Genomic DNA, 22,449 nt, shown 5'->3' with positions numbered 1-22,449 from the left:
ATGACTATTCAATTTACTTCTAAAAAGGTTGGAGAACTATTGAAAGAAGGGAATTTGCGAATTCCTTCTTATCAAAGACCATATAAATGGAACAGAAAACATATCCGTAATCTTTTTTATGATTTACGAGATGCTATGGGGAAGAAGGAATATCAGATTGGTTCCGTTATCTTGCATGAAAATGATGAATACTTAGATATTGTCGATGGACAGCAACGGCTAATTTCAATTTCCTTGTTTCTTCATTTATTAGATGATTTAGAGAATTATAAGGGTGCTAAGCAACTGCTGAGTAGTGCTGTATTTGGAGAGCTATCTTGCTATCATGCGAGTGAAAATTATAATGAGTGGGAAAATTTGACTCAATTGGTCGGCGAAAATCAGGCAAAAGATATTTGCAACTTTTTATTGGAAAATTGTTCTGTCTCCGTGATTACTATGCCACAGGAACGATTATCAGAGGCCTTTCAGCTATTTGATTCTCAGAATAATCGTGGAAAATCTTTAGAACCTCATGATTTGCTCAAAGCCTATCATCTTCGCAAGCAAGATTCAGAAGATGAAAAGATTGTTGAAAAGTGGGAGAAATTTGTGGAAGATAAAGATTTAAGTCTCAAAGAGTTGTTTGATAAACATCTTTTTCGTATGAGACGTTGGTCGCGAGGAGAGACAGGATTAACAAACAAGCGTTATGGCTCTTATCTCCGTTTTACAGAGGATTTTATTGACGATTTTAAAGGCGTTGATTTGAATCAGAACTTTCCATATCTAGAATTGTATCGTCATATTGAAAATTTTCCTATGTCAATTACTATGCCAATCATTGATGGAAGTAAATTTTTTGAGTATATTGAATCTGCTCATGAAACTATTAGAGTTCATAAAAATTTTTTAAATAAACAGTTAGGGGTCTCTAATGAGTCAGAGGAGGAAGAAAAAAATGTAGCTTACCCAGAAGGTATGTTGAACATTTACAATAGCTCAAAAGGACGCTACCTCAAGTGTCACAATATATTCTTAAATATTTGTTCACTTTTTGCAGATAGATTTGGAAAAGATGAGTTATCAAAGGAGATAGTAGAGACCTTGTTTATTTGGTCTTATTACCCTCGGGTTAAGTCTAAAGCCATATATGATGCAACGGTAGGGAAATACGCTGCTGGTGGAAGTTTTAGACAAAAAGAGGTTCAAAAGCTATTTCAACTTTTATCTCATGCTGTCACTCCGAATGATTTTATGGTCAAGATAGATAGAGAATTATTTGAAAATTATACTGTGGACAAGATTATAGAAGAGGAAAAAAATAAATGGTAGAAACACATATAAGCTTATCAGTTAATCGTTTGTTAAATGAAGATACCTATGCTATCCCTCTTTATCAGAGAAATTTTGCTTGGACTTATGATGAAATTGAGCAGTTATTGAACGACGTAGCAGATGCTTTTCAAGAAAATAGAGACAATTATAATTATTATATTGGAACATTAGTCGTTAATAAAGAGAATGACATTTTCAAAATCATAGATGGGCAACAACGAACAACAGCCCTTAATTTGATTGCCTTAGCTTTGAAGCATGAGTTTGGTTTTGATAGATTGAAGGCTGTCAATCTTACCTTCCCAGCTCGGAAGAAATCAAATAAGAATATTCAAGATCTATTTGCCAAGAAAAAAATTTTAGAGGGCGATGAAAATGAGCTGACTAGAGGTTACGGACATGCTAGAGACGCATTGAAAAAAGTGCTAGAGGAGCGCCGTCTTGATCCTCAGTCTTTCGTTGATTATCTTTTTGAGAATGTTATCATTTTTCGGAGTATACTTCCTGAAGATTTAGATTTGAATCTTTATTTCGAACGTTTCAACTCTCGAGGAGAACAACTAGAGGCTCATGAGATTCTCAAGGCACAAATGATGGCTAAGTTCGGTGAAGATCAAGAAATGGCACAAAGATTTGCGAGAATTTGGGATGCCTGTGCAGAATTTGATAAGCCGGTAATAAAAACTTTTCAAATTCGAAGTAGACCAAACAATACTGATGAAGAGGGGGAGAAAATTTTTGGTAAAGAATTTACTAACTTCAAATTGGAAAGTGTATTTGAGAAAATAAGAGTAAAAAAAATTGAGCAACGAAGTTTACTAGATGCAATTACTCAGACAAAATATGAAAGTAGTAGCTTAGTAAATAATGGAGCAGATATTTCAAATTATACGACTGTAATTGATTTTCCAACATTTTTGCTTCAAGTTTTTTTTATCATGGAAGGAAATGACGAAACTACATTTGATGATAAAAAATTATTGACAATATTTCAAATTGAACGTCGAGATAGAAAATGGGTCCAACAATTTGGGCAACTACTTCTGACTATGAAGCATATATTTGATACGCTAATCGTAAAAAATGTTCAATTAGAAAATGAAACCGAATGGCAAATCAAGCGAGGTAAGTATGAGACATATCAACGAAATGAAAATGGAGGATGGAGATATGTTCGAATTAATTATCAAAACAATACTTTTGACAATTTAAACAAAAACATTATCCTCCTTCAATCCATGTTTGCTGTGACCTTTACTGCTAATCGTGATAGTCGTTGGTTATATGAAATCTTGCAATTCCTCTTTAACCATATTGAAGAGTTAAATCAAACAGAATTTGCTAGTCTTTTTAAGGATTTTCTTGAAAAAATGGCAGTGAGATATGCTGAGGAAAGATTGTTTACCGAAGATAAAAGTATCAAAAAATATGGGGTAATTCCTGTTTACGCTTTTAACTTTGTGGATTATGTTTTGTGGAAAAATCGTGAAGAATTGAAGAAAGATTACGATATTGAGTTTAAAGATTTTAAATTTGCATATCGTCGCTCCATAGAGCATTGGTATCCTCAGAATCCAAATGGACATGATGGAGAGAGCCAATTACCTGCTGAGTTTTTACATTCCTTTGGCAATCTTTGTATCATTACCGATAGTCAGAACTCCCGGTTTGGCAACTCCTATCCAGAGGCTAAATTAGAACAATGGGAAAGAGAAGGGATATTCCATCGTCAGAGTTTAAAATTACAGATGATGGCAAAGATAACTTCTAAAAAAGATTCTGGTTGGGGTCCGGAACAAATAACAGAACTGGAAAAAGAGATCTTGACTAGGGTAAATCATTTTATAGAAAATAAGTCATCAGAGCAACGATAATCATCTATCCAAAGAGGCTAATGTATATCCAATAGATTTACATTAGCCTTCTTTTTTGTTAAAATAGTCTATAGAAAGAGGGTGAGAGTATGTCAAAGACGAGTATGAGCATCCGTTTGGATAGTGAGGTGAAGGAGCAGGCTCAACAGGTGTTTAGTAATCTGGGAATGGATATGACAACAGCTATCAATATTTTTCTTCGTCAGGCTATTCAATATCAGGGATTACCTTTTGATGTTAGACTAGACGAGAATCGGAAGTTGCTTGAGGTATTAACGGATTTAGACCAAAATCGTAATATGAGCCAATCCTTTGAATCAGTCTCTGACTTGATGGAGGATTTGCGTGCTTAAGATTCGTTATCATAAACAGTTTAAAAAAGATTTTAAGTTGGCTATGAAGCGTGGTTTGAGGGCAGAATTATTAGAAGAAGTTTTAAATTTTCTGGTTCAAGAAAAAGAACTTCCTGCTAGATATCGTGATCATCAACTGACAGCATCCAAGCATTTTCAAGGAGTTCGTGAATGCCATATCCAGCCAGATTGGCTTTTGGTTTATAAAGTAGACAAGGAAGAATTACTTTTAAACTTGCTTAGGACAGGTAGTCATAGTGATTTATTTTAATAAATTTTAAGGGGGGTCTCATGAAACTAAGAATTTTTGCGGAAGATAAGCCGGCTGAGAAGGTATTTGAATATCAATTAGAACTTGCTGATCAGACAATTCTTCTATCAACAGCACTCTTGTCAGGTGCTATTGCTTTAGCAGGATTATTCTCTGCTTTGAAAGAAAAATAAAAATAGAAAAGAGAAAACAACATGGTTTTACCAAATTTTAAAGAAAATCTAGAAAAATATGCGAAATTATTGGTTGCAAATGGAATCAATGTGCAACCTGGTCACACTTTGGCTCTCTCTATCGATGTGGAGCAACGTGAGTTGGCTCACTTAATCGTCAAAGAAGCTTATGCTTTGGGTGCGCATGAGGTTATCGTTCAGTGGACAGATGATGTGATTAACCGTGAGAAATTTCTCCATGCACCGATAGAACGTTTGGACAATGTGCCAGAATACAAGATTGCTGAGATGAACTATCTTTTGGAGAACAAAGCTAGCCGTCTTGGGGTTCGTTCATCTGATCCAGGTGCTTTGAACGGTGTGGACGCTGACAAGCTTTCAGCTTCTGCTAAAGCTATGGGACTTGCTATGAAGCCAATGCGCATCGCAACGCAATCCAACAAGGTTAGCTGGACTGTAGCAGCTGCTGCTGGACTTGAGTGGGCTAAGAAAGTCTTTCCAAATGCTGCGAGCGACGAAGAAGCAGTCGATCTTCTTTGGGACCAAATCTTTAAAACTTGCCGTGTCTACGAAGAAGATCCTGTTAAGGCTTGGGAAAATCATGCAGCTATCCTTAAGAGCATGGCTGATATGCTTAATAAAGAACAATTTTCAGCCCTTCACTACACAGCGCCAGGAACCGATTTGACACTTGGTTTGCCAAAGAACCACGTTTGGGAATCAGCTGGCGCTATCAATGCGCAGGGCGAAGGATTCTTGCCAAATATGCCGACAGAGGAAGTCTTCACAGCGCCTGACTTCCGTCGCGCAGATGGTTATGTCACTTCTACAAAACCGCTTAGCTATAATGGAAATATCATCGAAGGTATTAAGGTAACCTTTAAGGATGGACAAATCGTAGATATCAATGCTGATAAGGGTGATCAGGTCATGAAAGACCTTGTCTTTGAAAATGCGGGTGCGCGTGCCTTGGGTGAATGTGCCTTGGTACCAGATCCAAGCCCAATTTCTCAGTCAGGCATTACCTTCTTTAACACCCTTTTCGATGAGAATGCGTCAAATCACTTGGCTATCGGTGCAGCCTATGCAACTAGCGTTGTTGGTGGAGCGGAGATGAGTGAAGAGGAGCTTGATGCTGCGGGGCTTAACCGTTCAGATGTTCACGTAGACTTTATGATTGGTTCTAACCAAATGGATATCGATGGTATCCGTGAGGATGGAACACGTGTACCACTCTTCCGTAACGGAGATTGGGCAAATTAAGGAGATAATATGTTAGGAAGTATGTTCGTTGGTCTCCTAGTGGGATTTTTAGCAGGTACTCTGACCAACCGTGGAGAGCGAATGGGATGTTTTGGGAAAATGTTTCTCGGATGGATTGGTGCCTTTATAGGCCACTTGCTTTTTGGGACTTGGGGTCCAATTATATCAGGAACAGCCATTATCCCTGCAGTATTAGGAGCCATGATTGTCTTAGCGATTTTTTGGAGACGAGGAAGTTAATTTCTTAAATCTGATACTCAATGAAAATCACAGAGCAAACTAGGAAACTAGCCGCAGGCTGCTCAAAGCACTGCTTTGAGGTTGTAGATGAAACTGACGAAGCCAGCTCAAAACACTGTTTTGAGGTTGCAGATAGAACTGACGAAGTCAGTAACCATACATACGGCAAGGCGACGTTGACGTGGTTTGAAGAGATTTTTGAAGAGTATGAAATGAAAAGGAGGTTGGTCATTGAGACAGCCTCCTTTTGATATGATATAATAGTTCTATGAGATTGGATAAATTTTTAGTTGCCTGCGCTGTGGGGAGCCGGACTGAGGTCAAAAACATGCTCAAGGCTGGGCGAGTGACGGTAAATGGTAAAAAAGAGAAATCAGCTAAATTGCAGATTGATGAAGAAAGAGATGAGATTATCTTTGATGGGCAAGTGTTGGAGTATGAAGAGTTTGTCTACTACATGATGAACAAGCCCAAAGGAGTCATCTCAGCGACTGAGGATCCTAAGCACAGAACCGTTCTGGACTTGTTGGATGACTTGGCTCGGAGCAAGGAAGTTTTCCCAGTAGGACGCTTGGATATTGACACGCATGGTCTTTTGCTCTTGACCAATGATGGTCAGCTGGCCCATGCTCTTCTTTCACCTAAGCGTCATGTTGACAAGACGTATCAGGCACAAGTCAAGGGAATCATGACCCAAGAAGATGTGGAGATATTTGCTAAGGGTATTCCTCTCAAAGACTTTACTTGTCAGCCCGCTAAACTGGAGATTGTGTCCATAGATACAGAAAAAATTCAAAGCCAAATTCGTGTGACCATTGCAGAAGGGAAGTTCCATCAGGTCAAGCGTATGGTGGCTTACTGTGGCAAGGAAGTAGTGGACCTACAGCGTTTGACTATGGGAACTTTAGTTTTAGATGAGAACTTGCAGCGAGGAGAATGGCGTCGCTTGACCAAGGAAGAGTTAGAAGCTCTCCTTGCGAATATTGCTTAATTTGATTTATATTCGAAAAGGTGAGGAAGAATGTCCTTGCCTTTTATGTTTTTCAGTTGCTTCCTTTGTGAAAAGAGTTATAATAGACTGTAGAATAAAAGGAGGAATCTATGAACGCGATTCAAGAATCATTTACTGATAAATTATTTGCCAACTATGAAGCAAATGTCAAATACCAAGCGATTGAAAATGCTGCCAGCCACAACGGAATTTTTGCAGCCCTAGAACGTCGCCAAAGCCATGTAGACAACACACCTGTTTTCTCATTGGATTTGACTAAGGACAAGGTAACCAACCAGAAAGCGTCTGGTCGTTGCTGGATGTTTGCAGCCCTTAACACTTTCCGCCACAAGCTCATCTCACAATACAAACTGGAAAATTTTGAGTTATCACAGGCCCACACCTTCTTCTGGGACAAGTATGAGAAATCCAACTGGTTCTTGGAGCAAGTCATTGCGACTGCAGACCAAGATTTGACGAGCCGTAAGTTTAAATTCCTACTCCAAACTCCACAACAAGATGGCGGTCAATGGGATATGGTCGTTTCTCTCTTTGAGAAATATGGTGTCGTTCCTAAGTCTGTTTATCCAGAGTCTGTTTCATCTAGCAGCAGTCGTGAGCTAAATGCCATTCTCAACAAATTGCTTCGTCAAGATGCTCAAATCTTGCGTGACTTGCTTGCTTCTGGCGCAGACCAAGCGACTGTCCAAGCTAAGAAAGAAGACCTCTTGCAAGAAATCTTTAACTTCCTTGCCATGTCACTAGGCCTTCCACCACGTAAATTTGACTTTGCTTATCGCGATAAGGATAACAACTATCAAAGTGAAAAGGGCATCACACCACAAGAGTTTTACAAGAAATATGTCAATCTTCCACTAGAAGATTACGTTTCTGTTATCAATGCCCCAACTGCTGATAAACCATACGGTAAATCTTATACAGTTGAGATGTTAGGAAATGTGGTTGGCAGTCGTGCAGTTCGCTACATCAACGTGCCGATGGAGCGCTTGAAAGAATTGGCGATTGCTCAAATGCAAACAGGTGAGACTGTTTGGTTTGGTTCTGATGTTGGTCAGCTCAGCAACCGTAAGGCTGGAATCCTTGCGACAGATGTTTATGACTTCGAATCAAGCATGGACATTCAATTCACTCAAGACAAGGCTGGACGTCTGGACTACAGTGAAAGCTTGATGACCCACGCCATGGTCTTGACAGGTGTTGATTTGGACGAAAATGGCAAGTCAACCAAGTGGAAGGTTGAAAACTCATGGGGAGACAAGGTCGGTACAGATGGTTACTTTGTTGCCTCAGACGCTTGGATGGACGAATACACATACCAAATCGTTGTCCGTAAAGAATTGCTGACAGCAGCAGAACAAGCTGCCTATGAAGCAGAACCAATTGTACTCGCACCATGGGATCCAATGGGTGCCTTGGCCAAATAAAAGTATAGAAAAAAGGAATCAGATTTTAGAACCTGATTCCTTTTAAGTTGCTTGATTACATGATGTGAAGAACATGTGCCACAATACCCACTGCGAAGAGTGCAAGGATAATAGTGATTGGAGATACTTTTTTCTTAAGCAAGTACATGCAAAGGAAAGTAAGGAGTAGTCCTGATAGTCCAGGAATCAACATATCCAAGTTTTGTTGGAAAGTAGTAACTTTTTCAGATGTTTGAGATAATCCTTGTCCTACTTGTGCGAATGCTTCTTGGATACCTTTAGATCCTTCTGGCAATTTATCCCAATGGATATAAGCCTTTTCATCTAGTTGAACTTTGGCAACATCGAAAGCAAATTTAATATTTACCCAACGTTGAACAAGGACAGCAAGAATGAACATACCAAGGATAGAAGCACCTTTAGTGATGTCTTGGAGGATACCGCCAGACATATCTTTAGTGATTTCTGATCCAGCCTTGTATCCAATCTCTTGTGTATACCACAAGAATGACATACGAATCAAGTTCCAAAGAACGAAGAAGAGGATTGGACCTAAGATATTACCAGTAAGGGCAAGTGAAGCACCGAGTGATCCAAGGATTGGGCGTACTGTAAACCAGAATACTGGGTCACCGATACCAGCAAGAGGTCCCATCATACCGATTTTAACCCCTTGGATAGCAGCATCATCAATTTCAACACCGTTAGCACGTTCTTCTTCAAGTGCAAGAGTAACCCCCATGATTGGAGCGGCTACGTATGGGTGAGTGTTGAAGAACTCAAGATGGCGTTCAAGAGCAGCGATTTGATCTTCTTTTTTAGTGTAGAGTTTTTTAAGAGCTGGAATTAATGAGTAGGCCCAACCCAAGTTTTGCATACGTTCATAGTTCCAAGAGCCTTGTAAGAAAGTTGAACGCCACCAAACTTTTTTACGATCTGATTTAGTTAATTGAAGTTTTTCAGTCATGATGTTTTCAGTCCTTTCTTATCTTAGTAGTCTTCTAGGATATCGCCGATTGGGTCGTTAGAAGTTGCGGCTCCTCCGCCACCGTTTCCACCAGTTTTAGAAAGGTGAAGGTAGATAAGAGCGATAGCAACACCGATAGCACCAAATCCGATTAGAGTAATATCTGACACGGCAGCAAGCACGAAACCGATAGCGAAGAATGGCCATACTTCACGAGTTGCCATCATGTTGATAACCATAGCGTAACCAACGGCAACGACCATACCACCACCGATAGCCATACCATCTTTGAGCCAATCAGGCATAGCATTTAGAATGCTTTGTACTGTTTCAGTTGGTACCATTAGAAGGAGTGCTGCAGGGACTGCAATACGAAGACCTTGAAGAAGAAGTGCGACAAAGTGAGCACGTTCAACTGCTTTGAAGTCACCTTTTTTAGCAGAAGCATCAGCAGTGTGAACCAATCCGACAGAGAGTGTACGGACAATCATAGTCAAGAATAGACCAGCAACTGCAAGAGGGATAGCAACCGCTTGGGCAACACCGATACCTGTCTTAGTAAAGTCGCCACCAAGAACCATGATAATGGCAGCAGCAACAGAAGCAAGAGCAGCGTCAGGAGCTACGGCAGCTCCGATGTTAGCCCAACCAAGGGCGATCATTTGAAGAGAACCACCAAGGATAATCCCTGCTTCAAGGTTACCAGTAACAAGACCGATAAGGGTACAAGCTACGATTGGTTGATGGAATTGGAACTGGTCGAGGATACCTTCAAGACCTGCTAGGAAGGCTACAACGACTACTAAAACCATAGAAATAATAGACATCTTTAAAATCCTTTCATAAAATCGATTATTGCACGTTTGCTTTGTTGATCAAGTCAAACAAATCTTTTTTCGTGTCGTTTGGTACTTTACGTACGTCAAATTCAACACCGAGGTCACGCATTTTTTCAAATGTAGCAACGTCTTCTTTATCCATAGACAAAACGTTGTTAACCATTGTTTTACCAGTTGAGTGAGCCATTGATCCAACATTAAGAGTTTTGATTGGCACGCCACCTTCGATAGCACGAAGAGCATCTTGAGGTGTTTCAAACAAGATAAGGGCATGTGTTTCTCCGAAGCGAGGATCTTTTGCAACGTCGATTAGTTTTTGGATAGGAACAACGTTTGCTTTCACTTTACCTGGAGCTGCTTGTTTAATCAATTCTTTACGTAATTCGTCTTTAGCTACGTTATCTGAAGCAACGATGATACGGTCTGCTTTTGAATCTGGAGTCCAAGCAGTTGCAACCTGACCGTGAAGTAAACGAGTGTCTAGACGGGCAAGGTTGATTTTGAGTTTACCGTCTCCGATGACAGTTCCTTCTGGAATAGCAGCTTGGGCAACTGGAGCAGCTGCAGTGCTTGCTACTTCCTCAACTGGGTTTAGCTCTTCTGGAAGAGCTTTGATGCCATCTTTGGCTTCTTTAATAATATTCGCAGCGACTTTTTCTACACCTGCAGCAGCGTCCATGAGGCGCTCTGTGTAGGCTTGAATTAACATCGGTAAGTTCAGTCCTGTGATGATGGCAAACTTACGCTCAGGATTTTCTCCCATCACGCGGCTAGCTTGGTTAAATGGAGATCCACTCCAAAGGTCAGCCAAAACTAGAACCTCATCTTCTGCGTCAAATGCAGCAACAGCGTTATTAAACTTAGCGTATAAATCATCAGGACCTTCATTTGACATAAAGGTTACAACTTGAACCTTTTCTTGTTCACCAAAGATCATAGATCCTGACTGATGAATACCCGCAGCAAATTCGCCGTGGCTCGCAATAATGATTCCGATACTCATTATTGTCATTCCTCCTTTTTTGTTTTAGTTTTCGTTTAAGAAAACTTTAAGACTGTTTAAGTATAAACCGTTTTCATCTAAAAATCAACTATTTATCATAAAATAATTAAAAATATTACATCTGAAAATATTGATATATTGAGTTTTAGAGAAGTTTTTTTGAATCCTTATTAAAAAATTTAATATAAAAAAGTTGGAAGCGCATTCCAACTTTTAAAATAGGTTTCTAATAGATTAGTGGGTGAAGTCGAGTACCATACGTCCTTGGATTTGACCTTTTTCCATTTCGTCGAAAATGGCTACGGCATCTTCTATTGGACGTTTTTGAACAACTGGAACTACTAAACCTTCTGCACCGAATTGGAAGGCTTCTTCCAAGTCTTTACGAGTTCCTACAAGAGAACCGATGACTTGGATTCCATCTAGAACGGTTTTTACGATACTTAGTTCCATCATTTCAGAAGGAAGGCCGACAGCGACAACGCGACCACCAGCACGAACTGAGTCAACAGCCTGGTTGAAGGCAACTTTAGACACAGCAGTTACGACAGCTGAATGAGCTCCGCCATCAGTTTTTTCCTTGATGAGTCCAGGTACATCTTCAACTTCGAGGCCGTTAATAACAATGTCAGCTCCTACTTCTTTTGCAAGGGCAAGTTTGTCGTTATTGATATCAACTGCGATGACATGAGCATTGAATACTTTTTTAGCATATTGAACAGCTAGGTTACCAAGACCACCAGCGCCGTAAAGAACAACCCATTGACCTGGTTCAACTTTGGCCTCTTTAATAGCTTTATAGGTTGTTACACCAGCACATGTGATAGAAGAGGCTTGGGCTGGATCAAGTCCGTCAGGAACTTTAACAGCATAGTCTGCAGTTACGATACATTGTTCAGCCATACCACCGTCTACTGAGTATCCAGCATTTTTTACAGTACGGCAAAGAGTTTCACGGCCAGTTGTACAGTATTCGCAAGTACCACATCCTTCAAAGAACCAAGCAACGCTGACGCGGTCGCCGACTTTAAGGCTTTTAACATCTGGGGCAATTTCCTTAACGATACCAACACCTTCATGTCCTAAAACACGTCCTGGTACTTGACCAAAGTCACCATGGGCAACGTGGAGGTCAGTGTGGCAAACACCACAGTATTCAATTTCTACAAGTGCTTCTCCAGTTTCAAGTGGACGGAGTACTTTTTCTTCAATAGCAACACCAGTGCTTTCTGGATTTACAACAACAGCTTTCATAGCTATCCTCCTTGATATTAACTGAGAGCAGGAGAAACAGGACTGGATTGATTTTGTGTCAACAGAGTCGAGTATGACGAGCTCTCTTGTATTTATATGTGAAGTATATCACAAAAGAAGGCCTTTTCCAAGGTTTTGGAGGCAAAAAGTAGAACAATCGATTAACTGGTTGATGAGACTGTGAAAAGAGCACAAAGACCAGCTCGCAAGCTGGTCAGACTCTTCGAAAATCTCTTCAAACCATGTCAGCTTCGCCTTGCCGTATATATGTTACTGACTTCGTCAGTTCTATCTACAACCTCAAAGCAGTGCTTTGAGCAACCTGCGGCTAGCTTTCTAGTTTGCTCTTTGATTTTCATTGAGTATCAGTATAGATTATAAGAATAAATCTTGCAGTGTTTTGGCGACTCCATCTTGGTCATTGGTCAGGGCGATTTGCTCATCCGCATAAGGGAGTAGGTCTGGATTGGCATTTTTCATGGCATAGCCCTTCCCAGCAAAAGCTAGCATTTCGGTATCATTGTGTTCGTCTCCAAAGGCAATCAAATCCTTTTTATCACGGTTCATTACCTTGAGCAAGTAGTCCAAAGCAAAGGCCTTGTTGACACCTTTTGGGGTACACTCAAGGATATTGAGCGGACCTCCCCAGGTATTGATAGACAGTTGATGCTGGTAGAAGGCGTTCATTTCTTGTGCCAGAGCATACTTGTCACTGGCTCTGGTCTGCAGCAGAATACAGTTAGGATCCTTGGTCACCAATTCAGGCTGGAATTGGTCTTCAGGTCGGAAAGCTTCTACGCCAAATAGTTTAGGATTGGCAATTTCTTCATTAGGATTTGTAATGTAGAATTTTTTACGGTATTCTCCAGCGATAAAATCTGCTTGAATATCCTCAGAACGTCGAACCATGTCTAGCAGATATTTTTTGTCTACAGTTAAACACTTTTCAAAATCCCAAACTTGGTCTGGTAAATGAGTAAGGGAGCCGTTGAAATTAATCATAGGAGTGTCTAAGCCTAATTCATGGTAAAAATCTTTTGACATGCGGTAAGGGCGACCTGTCGTAATAATGACCTGATGCCCTTTTTCAGCAACTTTTTTAATGGTTTCTTTGGTAAAGTCAGAAATCTGACTGTCTGAGTTGAGCAGGGTTCCATCTAGGTCAACTGCAATAATTTTTTTCGTCATATGAACCTTTCTAGTGTCTTTCCAGATAAGATGTCTACTATTATAGCAAAAAGCAGAGAGAAAAGCAGATTCCAAACAAAAAATTAAATTCCATCATTTTATTAAATAAATCAAACAAAGATATTGAAAAAGTGAATGATAAATGATATAATTCTATTATTGTTCGTAAAAATTAAAAGGAGATTGACAATGGACAAATTATTTAAACTAAAGGAGAACGGTACAGACGTTCGTACAGAGGTTCTCGCTGGTTTAACAACTTTCTTTGCAATGAGCTATATTCTCTTTGTAAACCCACAAATTCTTTCGCAAACAGGGATGCCTGCTCAGGGTGTATTCCTCGCAACGATTATCGGTGCAGTTGCTGGTACCCTGATGATGGCCTTCTACGCCAACTTACCATATGCTCAAGCGCCAGGTATGGGACTCAATGCCTTCTTTACCTTTACAGTTGTATTCGGGCTTGGTTATTCATGGCAAGAAGCCCTAGCTATGGTCTTCATCTGTGGGATTATTTCATTGATTATTACCTTGACAAATGTTCGTAAAATGATCATTGAATCGATTCCCAATGCTCTTCGCTCAGCTATTTCAGCTGGTATCGGTGTCTTCCTTGCCTATGTAGGGATTAAGAATGCTGGACTTTTGAAATTCACGATTGATCCAGGCAACTATACTGTTGTAGGAGAAGGGGCTGACAAAGCTCAAGCAACGATTGCAGCAAACTCTTCAGCAGTTCCAGGATTGGTCAGCTTTAATAATCCAGCTGTTTTAGTGGCTCTTGCAGGACTTGCTATCACAATTTTCTTTGTTATCAAAGGAATTAAAGGGGGAATTATCCTCTCTATCTTGACAACAACTGTTCTTGCTATCGCAGTTGGTTTGGTAGATTTGTCTAGCATCGATTTTGCTAACAACCATGTTGGTGCAGCTTTTGAAGACTTGAAGACAGTCTTTGGTGCAGCTCTTGGTTCAGAAGGTTTGGGAGCTTTGATTTCAGATACAGCTCGCTTGCCTGAAACTCTGATGGCTATTCTTGCCTTCTCATTGACAGATATTTTTGACACAATTGGTACCTTGATCGGTACAGGTGAAAAAGTTGGTATCGTAGCGACAAATGGTGAAAATCATCAATCAGCTAAGTTAGACAAGGCTCTTTACTCTGACTTGATTGGTACTTCAATTGGTGCCATCGCAGGTACTTCGAACGTAACGACTTATGTTGAGTCTGCTGCTGGTATTGGTGCAGGTGGACGTACTGGTTTGACAGCCTTGGTCGTGGCAATCTGTTTTGCGATCTCAAGCTTCTTTAGCCCACTTCTAGCGATTGTACCAACAGCCGCTACAGCTCCAATCTTGATTATCGTTGGGATTATGATGTTGGCTAGCTTGAAAAATATCCATTGGGACGATATGTCTGAAGCGGTTCCTGCTTTCTTCACATCTATCTTTATGGGATTCAGCTACTCTATCACTCAAGGGATTGCAGTTGGTTTCTTGACTTACACTTTGACTAAGCTTGTCAAAGGTCAAGCTAAAGATGTTCATGTCATGATTTGGATTTTGGATGCTTTGTTTATCCTTAACTACATCAGCATGGCCTTATAATAGGATAACCCAGGGGGATTTTCCCCCTTTTTGAATACAAAGGAGATAGGTGATGAAAGAGAAAAATATATGGAAAGAATTATTGCATCGTGCAGGTTGGCTGTTAATCTTTTTTTTGGCGACAATTTTATATCAGATTCCTATAGGGGTTACTGCTATTTTAACTTTAAATGCAGTACCACTGTTACAGTCAGGACTGATAGTTGCTGGTATTTCGATTGTAGTTCTGGTTCTATTTATTATTGGAGCTCGTAAAACGCAATTAGCAAGTTTTAATTTTTCATTTTTTAGAGCTAAGGATTTGGCACGATTGGGCTTGAGTTATTTAGTCATTATCTGTTCAAATATACTTGGTTCTATCTTGTTGCAACTGTCAAATGAGACGACAACAGCTAACCAGTCTCAGATTAACGACATGGTTCAGAATAGTTCTCTGATTTCTAGCTTCTTCTTGCTAGCCGTACTTGCTCCGATTTGTGAGGAAATCTTGTGTCGGGGAATTGTTCCTAAAAAGATTTTCCAAGGCAAGGAGAACTTGGGATTTGTAGTCGGTACGGTTGTGTTTGCTTTATTGCATCAACCGAGTAATTTACCTTCTTTATTGATTTATGGAGTTATGTCGATCGTTCTGTCTTGGACGGCTTACAAGACCCAACGTTTGGAAATGTCTATCTTACTTCACATGATTGTTAATGGGGTTGTTTTCTGTTTGTTGGCTCTTGTGGTGATTATGAGTCGGACATTAGGGATTTCTGTTTAAGATTTTTGACAATTGCTTACTTGTTTCTACTGGGAAAAAGATGAATGCAATCGTGTCCATCTTTTTCTTTTTATGGTAAAATAGAGAAATAATATGATGAAAAGCCTTGAGGGAGTGACCGATATGTCAAGTAAAGCCAATCATGCAAAGACAGCTATTTGCGGAATTATCAATGTAACCCCAGACTCCTTTTCGGATGGTGGTCAATTTTTTGCTCTTGAGCAGGCACTCCAGCAGGCTCGTAAATTGATAGCAGAAGGGGCTAGCATGCTAGATATCGGTGGAGAATCGACTCGGCCGGGAAGAAGTAGCTATGTTGAGATAGAAGAGGAAATCCAGCGTGTTGTTCCAGTGATTAAAGCGATTCGCAAGGAAAGTGATGTCCTCATCTCTATTGATACTTGGAAAAGTCAGGTGGCAGAGGCTGCTTTGGCTGCTGGTGCCAATCTAGTCAATGATATCACTGGTCTCATGGGTGATGAAAAAATGGCGGATGTGGTTGCTAAGGCTGGTGCGAAAGTGGTCATCATGTTTAATCCAGTCATGGCTCGACCTCAGCACCCTAGCTCGCTCATCTTCCCTCATTTTGGTTTTGGTCAAGCTTTTACAGTGGGAGAGTTGGAGTACTTTGAAAAATTGTCAATCGAAGACTTGATGGAGACTTTCTTTGAACGAGCACTAGCGAGAGCAAATCAAGCTGGGATTTCACAAGAAAATATCCTGTTGGATCCGGGAATCGGCTTTGGTCTGACCAAGAAAGAAAATCTCCTCCTTCTACGGGACTTGAATAAACTCCATCAGAAAGGCTATCCAATCTTTCTTGGAGTGTCGCGCAAGCGATTTGTCATCAATATCCTTGAAGAAAGTGGGTTTGAAGTCAATCCTGAGACAGAAATTGGTTTCCGTAATCGAGATACGGCTTCTGCTCATGTAACCAGTATCGCTGCGAGACAGGGTGTGGAAGTGGTGCGCGTGCATGACGTAGCTAGTCACAGGATGGCAGTTGAAATTGCCTCCGCTATTCGTCTGGCTGATGAAGCGGAAAATTTAGATTTAAAACAATATAAATAAGATGAAAGAATTTGAAAATAATCAGTGGATTGCTAACTACCGGACGGATCAACCGCATTTTGGCTTGGAACGAATGGTGGAACTGTTAGCTTTGCGTGGCAATCCCCATCTAAAACTCAAGGTCATCCATGTCGGAGGGACTAACGGCAAGGGTTCGACCATTGCTTTTTTGAAAAAGATGCTAGAAAAGCTAGGACTGAGAGTTGGCGTGTTTAGCTCGCCCTATCTCATTCATTACACAGACCAGATTAGCATCAATGGGGAATCCATTCCAGAGGCTAGGCTAGAAGCCCTCATGGCAGACTACCGGTCTTTGCTTGAGGGGGAATCGGCTGCTAATTTGCAGGGGACAACTGAGTTTGAGATTATCACAGCTATAGCCTATGATTACTTTGCCGCAGAGCAAGTAGATGTGGCCATCATGGAAGTTGGCATGGGTGGACTTTTAGATAGTACCAATATTTGCCAGCCTATTCTAACAGGCATCACGACCATTGGCTTGGATCATGTGGCCCTACTTGGTGACACCTTGGAGGCCATAGCAGAGCAGAAAGCTGGTATTATCAAACAAGGCATTCCCTTGGTAACAGGTCGTATCGCTCCAGAAGCTTTGGGTGTGATTGACAGTATTGCGGAAGGGAAAGATGCGCCGAGACTTGCCTACGGGACAGATTATCAGGTCAGCCATCAAAAGAGTGTGGTTACAGGCGAAGTCTTTGACTATACAAGTGTTGTCAGACAAGGTCGCTTCCAGACTGGTCTGCTTGGTTTGCACCAGATAGAGAATGCAGGAATGGCAATAGCTTTATTTGATGCTGTTTGTCAGGAGGATGGCCGAGAACTAGCAAGCAATCACTTGCTTGCTCAGACCTTGGAAGAAACAAGGTGGCCAGGGCGTTTGGAGGTTGTGTCAAGAGACCCCTTGATGATTTTGGATGGAGCCCATAATCCCCATGCTATCAAGGCTTTATTAGCAACCTTGCAAGAACGCTTTGCGGATTATCATAAGGAAATCCTCTTTACTTGTATCAAAACCAAGGCCTTGGAGGATATGTTGGATTTGCTGGGGGAAATACCAGATACCGAGCTTACCCTGACACATTTTGACGATAGTCGGGCGACTGATGAAAGCGTGCTGAAAGAGGCAGCTAAGTCTAGAAATCTCAGCTACCAAGATTGGCAGGATTTTCTAGAGCAGAAATTGATAGATAAAAAAGAAGAGAAACAAATAGTTAGGATTGTCACGGGTTCTTTGTATTTCTTGAGCCAAGTGAGATCCTATCTGATGGAGAGGAAGAACGAGAATGGATACACAAAAGATTGAAGCAGCTGTAAAAATGATTATCGAGGCTGTAGGAGAGGACACTAACCGCGAGGGCTTGCAGGAAACACCTGCTCGTGTAGCCCGTATGTACCAAGAGATTTTTTCAGGTCTTGGTCAAACAGCGGAGGAACATTTGTCAAAATCCTTTGAGATTATTGATGATAATATGGTGGTAGAAAAGGATATCTTTTTCCATACCATGTGTGAGCACCACTTTCTACCATTTTATGGTAGAGCGCATATTGCCTATATTCCAGATGGCCGTGTGGCAGGTTTGTCTAAGCTAGCCCGTACGGTTGAAGTTTATTCGAAAAAGCCGCAAATTCAAGAACGGTTGAATATCGAAGTGGCCGATGCCTTGATGGAGTATCTAGGTGCTAAAGGAGCCTTTGTTGTCATTGAGGCGGAACATATGTGTATGAGCATGCGTGGTGTCAGAAAACCAGGTACTGCAACCTTGACGACAGTAGCTCGTGGTCTATTTGAAACAGATAAGGACCTTCGAGATCAGGCTTATCGTTTAATGGGACTATAAAAAGAATCTGCTTTGGGCGGATTTTTCTAGAAAGGAATCATTATGGATCAACTGCAGATTAAGGATTTGGAAATTTTTGCCTATCATGGTCTTTTTCCTAGTGAGAAAGAATTGGGGCAGAAGTTTGTCGTTTCAGCCATCCTATCCTATGATATGACCAAGGCGGCTACAGACTTGGATTTAACAGCCTCTGTCCATTATGGAGAACTGTGTCAGCAGTGGACGACTTGGTTTCAGGAAACGAGTGAAGATTTGATTGAAACGGTAGCCTACAAACTGGTAGAACGTACTTTTGAGGCTTATCCTCTTGTTCAAGAAATTAAGCTGAAACTGAAAAAGCCTTGGGCGCCAGTGCATTTGCCACTAGATACTTGCTCGGTAACCATTCATCGCCGCAAGCAACGAGCCTTTATCGCCCTAGGAAGCAATATGGGGGATAAGCAAGCAAACTTGGAGCAAGCGACTGAGAAGATGCGAAATCGAGGTATCCATATTCTCAAAGAGTCCAGTGTCTTGACGACGGAGCCTTGGGGTGGTGTGGAGCAGGATAGCTTTGCAAATCAAGTGATTGAAGTAGAAACATGGTTGCCTGCCCCAGTGCTATTAGAGACCTTGTTAGCCATTGAGTTAGAGATGGGACGGGTGAGAGAAGTACATTGGGGGCCTCGTTTGATTGATTTGGACTTGCTCTTTGTGGAGGACCAGGTCATTTATACAGATGACCTTATCTTGCCTCATCCTTACATAGCGGAACGCCTTTTTGTCCTTGAGTCTTTACAGGAAATTGCACCTCATTTTATCCATCCTACATTAAAGCAACCTATCCGCAACTTGTATAATGCTTTGAAAAAATAGAAAAACTCTAGTTTTCAGTCACTTGCAACTGAAGGCTAGAGTTTTTAAAATAGGTCATTTTCTTCTGGGAGGAGGATAGTTTCTCTACCGTCCATATCTAAAACCAGTACTCTCGGGGGATAAAGAGGGTCGAAAGGGTGGTTAAAGTCAAAATCAATGGCTGTAGGGAGGTGTTGACTTGAAAAATGGAAGGTAATTTTTCCTTGGTTATTAAGCAATTGAAACTCGAGTTCTTCTTCCAATTCAAAGACATTTTTTAAGAAGTGGTCAATAATATACCAAAAAGAGTCAATGACATCATCAGGCAAGCTGGTAACAATGCCAAAACTAGCCGACCGCATGTGGGTATTGGTAAAAGCCATATCTTTGCCTCCTTTCTTTTTCCTTATCATACAGCAAATAGGATTAAAAATCAAGAAAAGGTGATTTTTTCTTCATAAACATAGTTTTCTATGAAATTTTTTTCAAACAATCTTCAAAAAATGCTTGAAAGTGTTTACAAATAGTGATAAAATGGAATAAGTAGAATCATGAAAACGAAATTTTCATACCGCCTCTTTTTTGGAGTCTCGTGAGGTATGATATAGAAAGGGAATGAAATGAATACAGACGATACAGTAACGATTTATGATGTCGCCCGTGAAGCAGGAGTTTCAATGGCGACAGTTAGCCGTGTAGTCAATGGCAATAAGAATGTAAAAGAGAATACTAGAAAAAAAGTGCTTGAGGTGATTGACCGTTTGGATTACCGTCCAAATGCCGTGGCGCGTGGTCTTGCAAGTAAAAAGACAACCACTGTCGGTGTCGTGATCCCCAATATTACCAATGGTTATTTCTCAACACTTGCTAAAGGGATTGATGATATCGCTGAAATGTACAAGTATAATATCGTCCTCGCTAACAGTGATGAGGACGATGACAAGGAAGTTTCAGTTGTCAATACCCTGTTTTCTAAGCAGGTAGATGGTATCATCTTTATGGGTTACCACTTGACTGAAAAAATTCGTTCAGAGTTTTCTCGTTCTCGAACACCAGTTGTTCTTGCAGGAACTGTGGATGTAGAACATCAGCTTCCAAGTGTCAATATTGACTACAAACAAGCTACGATTGATGCAGTGACCTATCTTGCTAAAGAAAATGAGCGCATTGCTTTCGTAAGTGGTCCACTAGTGGATGATATCAATGGTAAGGTTCGTTTGGTTGGTTACAAGGAAGCCTTGAAAAAAGCAGGTATTTCTTATAGCGAAGGATTGGTATTTGAATCTAAATACACTTATGAAGACGGCTATGCCTTGGCAGAACGCTTGATTTCATCAAACGCAACTGCAGCAGTTGTAACAGGTGATGAATTGGCAGCAGGTGTCTTGAACGGCCTTGCTGATAAGGGTGTGTCTGTGCCAGAAGAGTTTGAAATCATTACTAGTGATGATTCACAAATCTCACGCTTTACCCGTCCAAACTTGACAACTATTGCCCAACCTCTTTATGACCTTGGTGCTATTAGTATGCGTATGTTGACTAAGATTATGCACAAGGAAGAGTTGGAAGAACGTGAAGTTCTCTTACCTCATGGTTTGACAGAACGTCGTTCGACACGAAAACGGAAATAGAAAAAATCAGGGAATCGTGAAGATTTCCTGATTTGTTTTTAGAGAAGAGACTTACCCTTCCATATAGTCTTTCAAAGCTGGCCCTGTTAGTCCGGCATTGAGGGCGATAAGGAGTTTCAAGCGGGCTTTTTGGGCGTTGAGTTCTTTAACAAAGAAGACGCCTGATTTTTGCAACTGTACGCCTCCACCCTGGTAGGCATAAACAGGCTCGGCAATACCGTTAAAGCATCGTGAAACCAGGGCGACTGGTATTCCTTTTTGCAGAAGGCTTTCTAATTTTTGAGCCGTTTCTTTTGGAATATTACCAGCTCCGAAGGCTTGGATAATCAAACCGTCCAATTGTCCCAAATCCAGCATATCAATCAGCTCATCTGTCATACCAGCATAAGCCGAGATAATAGGGACTAAACCTTGTATGTGATCAAGGTCAAAGCGAACACGAGGTTCAGCTGTTTTAAAGTAGAGGATTTCCTGTTTCATAATCAGACCAAGTGGCCCGTGTGTTGGAGTCTGGAAGGTGCTGACGTTGGTTGTATGTGTTTTAGTAACATACTTGGCTGCGTGGATTTCATCGTTCATAACGACCAAAACTCCTTTATCAGCAGCCCTGTCATCGCTGGCCACTCGTAGAGCACTCAGATAATTATAAACACCGTCACTACCGAGTTCGTTAGAGCTGCGCATGGCACCTGTTAGAACGATAGGCATATGGGGAACTTCCATGGTGTCAAGGAAATAGGCTGTTTCTTCCAAAGTGTCGGTTCCGTGTGTGATTACCACCCCATCGTAGTTAGCAGCTTCCTCTTTGATTTTTTGGTAGAGGGCCAACATATGCTTAGGTTTGATATGAGGGCTTGGCAGGTTAAAAAAGTCTAGGGCATGGACTTGGATTCCGTTGAGGGGATTGGACACATGGTTCATGGGATTATCTGAACTCGTTACAACAGCGCCAGAGGCATCGGCCTGCATGGAAATAGTCCCTCCCGTATGTAAAACAAGGATTTTCTTAGGCATGATTTACTCACTCTTTCTGAAATGTGGTATAATCATTGTATCACAAAAGGGGAGATTGGGATAGGATGGAAGTCAAAGCTGTTTTTTTTGATATCGATGGAACCTTGGTCAACGATCGCAAGAGTGTTTTGAAATCCACTAAGGACGCGATTAAGATTGTCAAAGAACAAGGGGTGTTGGTTGGTGTAGCGACAGGGCGAGGACCTTTTTTTGTTAAGGAATTGATGGACGATTTGGATTTGGACTTTGCGGTAACCTATAATGGCCAGTATATCTTTACTAAAGACAGAGTCTTGTTCACGAGCCCAATTTCCAAGTTACATTTGCGCCAGCTCATTACGTATGCTAAAAAAGAGGGCAAGGAGATTGCATTAGGGACCAAGGATGCCATGTTGGGTTCCAAAATCATGTCCTTTGGTTTGGGTTCTTTTTCCCAACGAATCAGTCGCTTCGTTCCCTCTGTTTTAACTCGGACAGTGAGTCATTCCTTTAAT

The 22,449-nt window shown here is 41.0% G+C and carries 25 protein-coding genes; 18 read left to right on the top strand and 7 right to left on the bottom strand.

The genetic code is table 11. The features are described 5' to 3' along the window. The 10 genes from SMSK564_RS08550 to pepC all read left to right on the top strand — a co-directional run bounded on the left by SMSK564_RS08550 (position 1) and on the right by pepC (position 7,927). The gene (locus SMSK564_RS08550; protein ID WP_000155165.1) at positions 1–1,314 is read left to right on the top strand and encodes a DUF262 domain-containing protein; all 1,314 of its coding nucleotides are present in this window, start codon (positions 1–3) and stop codon (positions 1,312–1,314) included. Beyond that, positions 1,308–3,191 carry a DUF262 domain-containing protein gene (locus tag SMSK564_RS08545; RefSeq protein ID WP_000230427.1) on the top strand — a complete coding sequence of 628 codons (1,884 nt, stop codon included), beginning with the start codon at positions 1,308–1,310 and terminating at the stop codon, positions 3,189–3,191. Before SMSK564_RS08550 ends, SMSK564_RS08545 begins: the two co-directional genes overlap by 7 nt. 89 nt (positions 3,192–3,280) lie before the next feature. Beyond that, positions 3,281–3,544 (top strand): type II toxin-antitoxin system RelB/DinJ family antitoxin, encoded by a 264-nt coding sequence (locus SMSK564_RS08540; RefSeq protein ID WP_000047863.1) that lies wholly within the window; start codon positions 3,281–3,283, stop codon positions 3,542–3,544. Continuing rightward, positions 3,537–3,815: a type II toxin-antitoxin system RelE/ParE family toxin gene (locus SMSK564_RS08535; RefSeq protein ID WP_000913063.1), complete on the top strand. Its 279-nt coding sequence runs from the start codon at positions 3,537–3,539 to the stop codon at positions 3,813–3,815. Before SMSK564_RS08540 ends, SMSK564_RS08535 begins: the two co-directional genes overlap by 8 nt. A gap of 20 nt (positions 3,816–3,835) precedes the next feature. Further along, complete coding sequence (locus SMSK564_RS08530; RefSeq protein ID WP_000776626.1) at positions 3,836–3,988, top strand: hypothetical protein; 153 nt, start codon at positions 3,836–3,838, stop codon at positions 3,986–3,988. Between the two features lie 21 nt (positions 3,989–4,009). Continuing rightward, positions 4,010–5,251, top strand: a complete 1,242-nt coding sequence (locus SMSK564_RS08525) for an aminopeptidase (RefSeq protein WP_000243908.1) — start codon at positions 4,010–4,012, stop codon at positions 5,249–5,251. Positions 5,252–5,260: 9 nt separating this feature from the next. Continuing rightward, a complete protein-coding gene (locus SMSK564_RS08520; RefSeq protein WP_000901573.1) occupies positions 5,261–5,491 on the top strand; it encodes a GlsB/YeaQ/YmgE family stress response membrane protein in 231 nt (76 codons plus the stop codon). A gap of 20 nt (positions 5,492–5,511) precedes the next feature. Next, positions 5,512–5,742 (top strand): hypothetical protein, encoded by a 231-nt coding sequence (locus SMSK564_RS13690; RefSeq protein ID WP_000704655.1) that lies wholly within the window; start codon positions 5,512–5,514, stop codon positions 5,740–5,742. Between the two features lie 17 nt (positions 5,743–5,759). Further along, positions 5,760–6,482 carry a pseudouridine synthase gene (locus SMSK564_RS08510; protein WP_001234918.1) on the top strand — a complete coding sequence of 241 codons (723 nt, stop codon included), beginning with the start codon at positions 5,760–5,762 and terminating at the stop codon, positions 6,480–6,482. Positions 6,483–6,592: 110 nt separating this feature from the next. Further along, positions 6,593–7,927 (top strand): aminopeptidase C, encoded by a 1,335-nt coding sequence (gene pepC, locus SMSK564_RS08500; protein WP_000991648.1) that lies wholly within the window; start codon positions 6,593–6,595, stop codon positions 7,925–7,927. A gap of 55 nt (positions 7,928–7,982) precedes the next feature. Here pepC and SMSK564_RS08495 read toward each other — a convergent pair whose 3' ends face one another. From SMSK564_RS08495 to SMSK564_RS08475, 5 genes are all read right to left on the bottom strand, one after another. Next, positions 7,983–8,894, bottom strand: a complete 912-nt coding sequence (locus tag SMSK564_RS08495; RefSeq protein WP_000136865.1) for a PTS system mannose/fructose/sorbose family transporter subunit IID — start codon at positions 8,892–8,894, stop codon at positions 7,983–7,985. A gap of 23 nt (positions 8,895–8,917) precedes the next feature. Continuing rightward, positions 8,918–9,721, bottom strand: a complete 804-nt coding sequence (locus SMSK564_RS08490) for a PTS mannose/fructose/sorbose transporter subunit IIC (protein ID WP_000022716.1) — start codon at positions 9,719–9,721, stop codon at positions 8,918–8,920. A 25-nt stretch (positions 9,722–9,746) separates the two neighbouring features. Further along, positions 9,747–10,736 (bottom strand): PTS sugar transporter subunit IIB, encoded by a 990-nt coding sequence (locus tag SMSK564_RS08485; RefSeq protein WP_000021999.1) that lies wholly within the window; start codon positions 10,734–10,736, stop codon positions 9,747–9,749. A gap of 234 nt (positions 10,737–10,970) precedes the next feature. Beyond that, positions 10,971–11,990, bottom strand: a complete 1,020-nt coding sequence (gene adhP, locus SMSK564_RS08480; protein WP_000649144.1) for an alcohol dehydrogenase AdhP — start codon at positions 11,988–11,990, stop codon at positions 10,971–10,973. A gap of 375 nt (positions 11,991–12,365) precedes the next feature. After that, the gene (locus SMSK564_RS08475) at positions 12,366–13,178 is read right to left on the bottom strand and encodes a Cof-type HAD-IIB family hydrolase (RefSeq protein WP_000162343.1); all 813 of its coding nucleotides are present in this window, start codon (positions 13,176–13,178) and stop codon (positions 12,366–12,368) included. Between the two features lie 189 nt (positions 13,179–13,367). Between SMSK564_RS08475 and SMSK564_RS08470 the strand changes: the two genes are divergently transcribed. From SMSK564_RS08470 to folB, 6 genes are all read left to right on the top strand, one after another. Then, entirely contained in the window at positions 13,368–14,786 is a 1,419-nt protein-coding gene (locus SMSK564_RS08470; RefSeq protein ID WP_000359286.1) for an NCS2 family permease, read from the top strand. Positions 14,787–14,838: 52 nt separating this feature from the next. Next, a complete protein-coding gene (locus tag SMSK564_RS08465; RefSeq protein ID WP_000660413.1) occupies positions 14,839–15,546 on the top strand; it encodes a CPBP family intramembrane glutamic endopeptidase in 708 nt (235 codons plus the stop codon). 93 nt (positions 15,547–15,639) lie between these two features. Continuing rightward, on the top strand, positions 15,640–16,617 hold the full coding sequence (folP, locus tag SMSK564_RS08460) for a dihydropteroate synthase (protein ID WP_000978134.1): 978 nt from the start codon (positions 15,640–15,642) through the stop codon (positions 16,615–16,617). Between the two features lies 1 nt (position 16,618). Continuing rightward, a complete protein-coding gene (locus tag SMSK564_RS08455) occupies positions 16,619–17,941 on the top strand; it encodes a bifunctional folylpolyglutamate synthase/dihydrofolate synthase (RefSeq protein WP_000657463.1) in 1,323 nt (440 codons plus the stop codon). Further along, positions 17,922–18,476 carry a GTP cyclohydrolase I FolE gene (gene folE / locus SMSK564_RS0102530; protein WP_000380920.1) on the top strand — a complete coding sequence of 185 codons (555 nt, stop codon included), beginning with the start codon at positions 17,922–17,924 and terminating at the stop codon, positions 18,474–18,476. The genes SMSK564_RS08455 and folE overlap by 20 nt, the downstream gene beginning before the upstream one ends. Positions 18,477–18,518: 42 nt before the next feature. Continuing rightward, the gene (folB, locus tag SMSK564_RS08450; protein ID WP_000372515.1) at positions 18,519–19,331 is read left to right on the top strand and encodes a dihydroneopterin aldolase; all 813 of its coding nucleotides are present in this window, start codon (positions 18,519–18,521) and stop codon (positions 19,329–19,331) included. 44 nt (positions 19,332–19,375) lie between these two features. On the opposite strand, the gene SMSK564_RS08445 is transcribed toward folB, so the two are convergent. Continuing rightward, entirely contained in the window at positions 19,376–19,693 is a 318-nt protein-coding gene (locus SMSK564_RS08445) for a DUF960 domain-containing protein (protein ID WP_000886035.1), read from the bottom strand. A 237-nt stretch (positions 19,694–19,930) separates the two neighbouring features. Between SMSK564_RS08445 and ccpA the strand changes: the two genes are divergently transcribed. Then, positions 19,931–20,941, top strand: coding sequence for a catabolite control protein A (gene ccpA, locus SMSK564_RS08440; RefSeq protein ID WP_001090627.1), 1,011 nt, complete (start codon positions 19,931–19,933; stop codon positions 20,939–20,941). Positions 20,942–20,992: 51 nt separating this feature from the next. On the opposite strand, the gene SMSK564_RS08435 is transcribed toward ccpA, so the two are convergent. Continuing rightward, entirely contained in the window at positions 20,993–21,955 is a 963-nt protein-coding gene (locus SMSK564_RS08435; RefSeq protein WP_004236699.1) for an asparaginase, read from the bottom strand. A 65-nt stretch (positions 21,956–22,020) separates the two neighbouring features. Here SMSK564_RS08435 and SMSK564_RS0102525 point away from each other — a divergent pair. After that, positions 22,021–22,449 (top strand): HAD-IIB family hydrolase (locus SMSK564_RS0102525; RefSeq protein WP_000453112.1); only part of this gene is annotated, 429 nt, incomplete at its 3' end.

It is taken from the genome of Streptococcus mitis SK564, assembly GCF_000148525.1.
Classification (GTDB): Bacteria; Bacillota; Bacilli; order Lactobacillales; family Streptococcaceae; genus Streptococcus; species Streptococcus mitis_H.
This window is presented reverse-complemented; position numbering and strand designations above follow the sequence as displayed.

What these genes read in the sequence shown, in the direction of transcription:
- SMSK564_RS08550 (WP_000155165.1), top strand. Translation starts at nt 1, where the DNA reads ATGACTATTCAATTTACTTCTAAAAAGGTTGGAGAACTATTGAAAGAA.
- SMSK564_RS08545 (WP_000230427.1), top strand. Translation starts at nt 1,308, where the DNA reads ATGGTAGAAACACATATAAGCTTATCAGTTAATCGTTTGTTAAATGAA.
- SMSK564_RS08540 (WP_000047863.1), top strand. Translation starts at nt 3,281, where the DNA reads ATGTCAAAGACGAGTATGAGCATCCGTTTGGATAGTGAGGTGAAGGAG.
- SMSK564_RS08530 (WP_000776626.1), top strand. Translation starts at nt 3,836, where the DNA reads ATGAAACTAAGAATTTTTGCGGAAGATAAGCCGGCTGAGAAGGTATTT.
- SMSK564_RS08525 (WP_000243908.1), top strand. Translation starts at nt 4,010, where the DNA reads ATGGTTTTACCAAATTTTAAAGAAAATCTAGAAAAATATGCGAAATTA.
- SMSK564_RS08520 (WP_000901573.1), top strand. Translation starts at nt 5,261, where the DNA reads ATGTTAGGAAGTATGTTCGTTGGTCTCCTAGTGGGATTTTTAGCAGGT.
- SMSK564_RS13690 (WP_000704655.1), top strand. Translation starts at nt 5,512, where the DNA reads ATGAAAATCACAGAGCAAACTAGGAAACTAGCCGCAGGCTGCTCAAAG.
- SMSK564_RS08510 (WP_001234918.1), top strand. Translation starts at nt 5,760, where the DNA reads ATGAGATTGGATAAATTTTTAGTTGCCTGCGCTGTGGGGAGCCGGACT.
- pepC (WP_000991648.1), top strand. Translation starts at nt 6,593, where the DNA reads ATGAACGCGATTCAAGAATCATTTACTGATAAATTATTTGCCAACTAT.
- SMSK564_RS08495 (WP_000136865.1), bottom strand. Translation starts at nt 8,894, where the DNA reads ATGACTGAAAAACTTCAATTAACTAAATCAGATCGTAAAAAAGTTTGG.
- SMSK564_RS08490 (WP_000022716.1), bottom strand. Translation starts at nt 9,721, where the DNA reads ATGTCTATTATTTCTATGGTTTTAGTAGTCGTTGTAGCCTTCCTAGCA.
- SMSK564_RS08485 (WP_000021999.1), bottom strand. Translation starts at nt 10,736, where the DNA reads ATGAGTATCGGAATCATTATTGCGAGCCACGGCGAATTTGCTGCGGGT.
- adhP (WP_000649144.1), bottom strand. Translation starts at nt 11,990, where the DNA reads ATGAAAGCTGTTGTTGTAAATCCAGAAAGCACTGGTGTTGCTATTGAA.
- SMSK564_RS08475 (WP_000162343.1), bottom strand. Translation starts at nt 13,178, where the DNA reads ATGACGAAAAAAATTATTGCAGTTGACCTAGATGGAACCCTGCTCAAC.
- SMSK564_RS08470 (WP_000359286.1), top strand. Translation starts at nt 13,368, where the DNA reads ATGGACAAATTATTTAAACTAAAGGAGAACGGTACAGACGTTCGTACA.
- SMSK564_RS08465 (WP_000660413.1), top strand. Translation starts at nt 14,839, where the DNA reads ATGAAAGAGAAAAATATATGGAAAGAATTATTGCATCGTGCAGGTTGG.
- folP (WP_000978134.1), top strand. Translation starts at nt 15,640, where the DNA reads ATGATGAAAAGCCTTGAGGGAGTGACCGATATGTCAAGTAAAGCCAAT.
- SMSK564_RS08455 (WP_000657463.1), top strand. Translation starts at nt 16,619, where the DNA reads ATGAAAGAATTTGAAAATAATCAGTGGATTGCTAACTACCGGACGGAT.
- folE (WP_000380920.1), top strand. Translation starts at nt 17,922, where the DNA reads ATGGATACACAAAAGATTGAAGCAGCTGTAAAAATGATTATCGAGGCT.
- folB (WP_000372515.1), top strand. Translation starts at nt 18,519, where the DNA reads ATGGATCAACTGCAGATTAAGGATTTGGAAATTTTTGCCTATCATGGT.
- SMSK564_RS08445 (WP_000886035.1), bottom strand. Translation starts at nt 19,693, where the DNA reads ATGGCTTTTACCAATACCCACATGCGGTCGGCTAGTTTTGGCATTGTT.
- ccpA (WP_001090627.1), top strand. Translation starts at nt 19,931, where the DNA reads ATGAATACAGACGATACAGTAACGATTTATGATGTCGCCCGTGAAGCA.
- SMSK564_RS08435 (WP_004236699.1), bottom strand. Translation starts at nt 21,955, where the DNA reads ATGCCTAAGAAAATCCTTGTTTTACATACGGGAGGGACTATTTCCATG.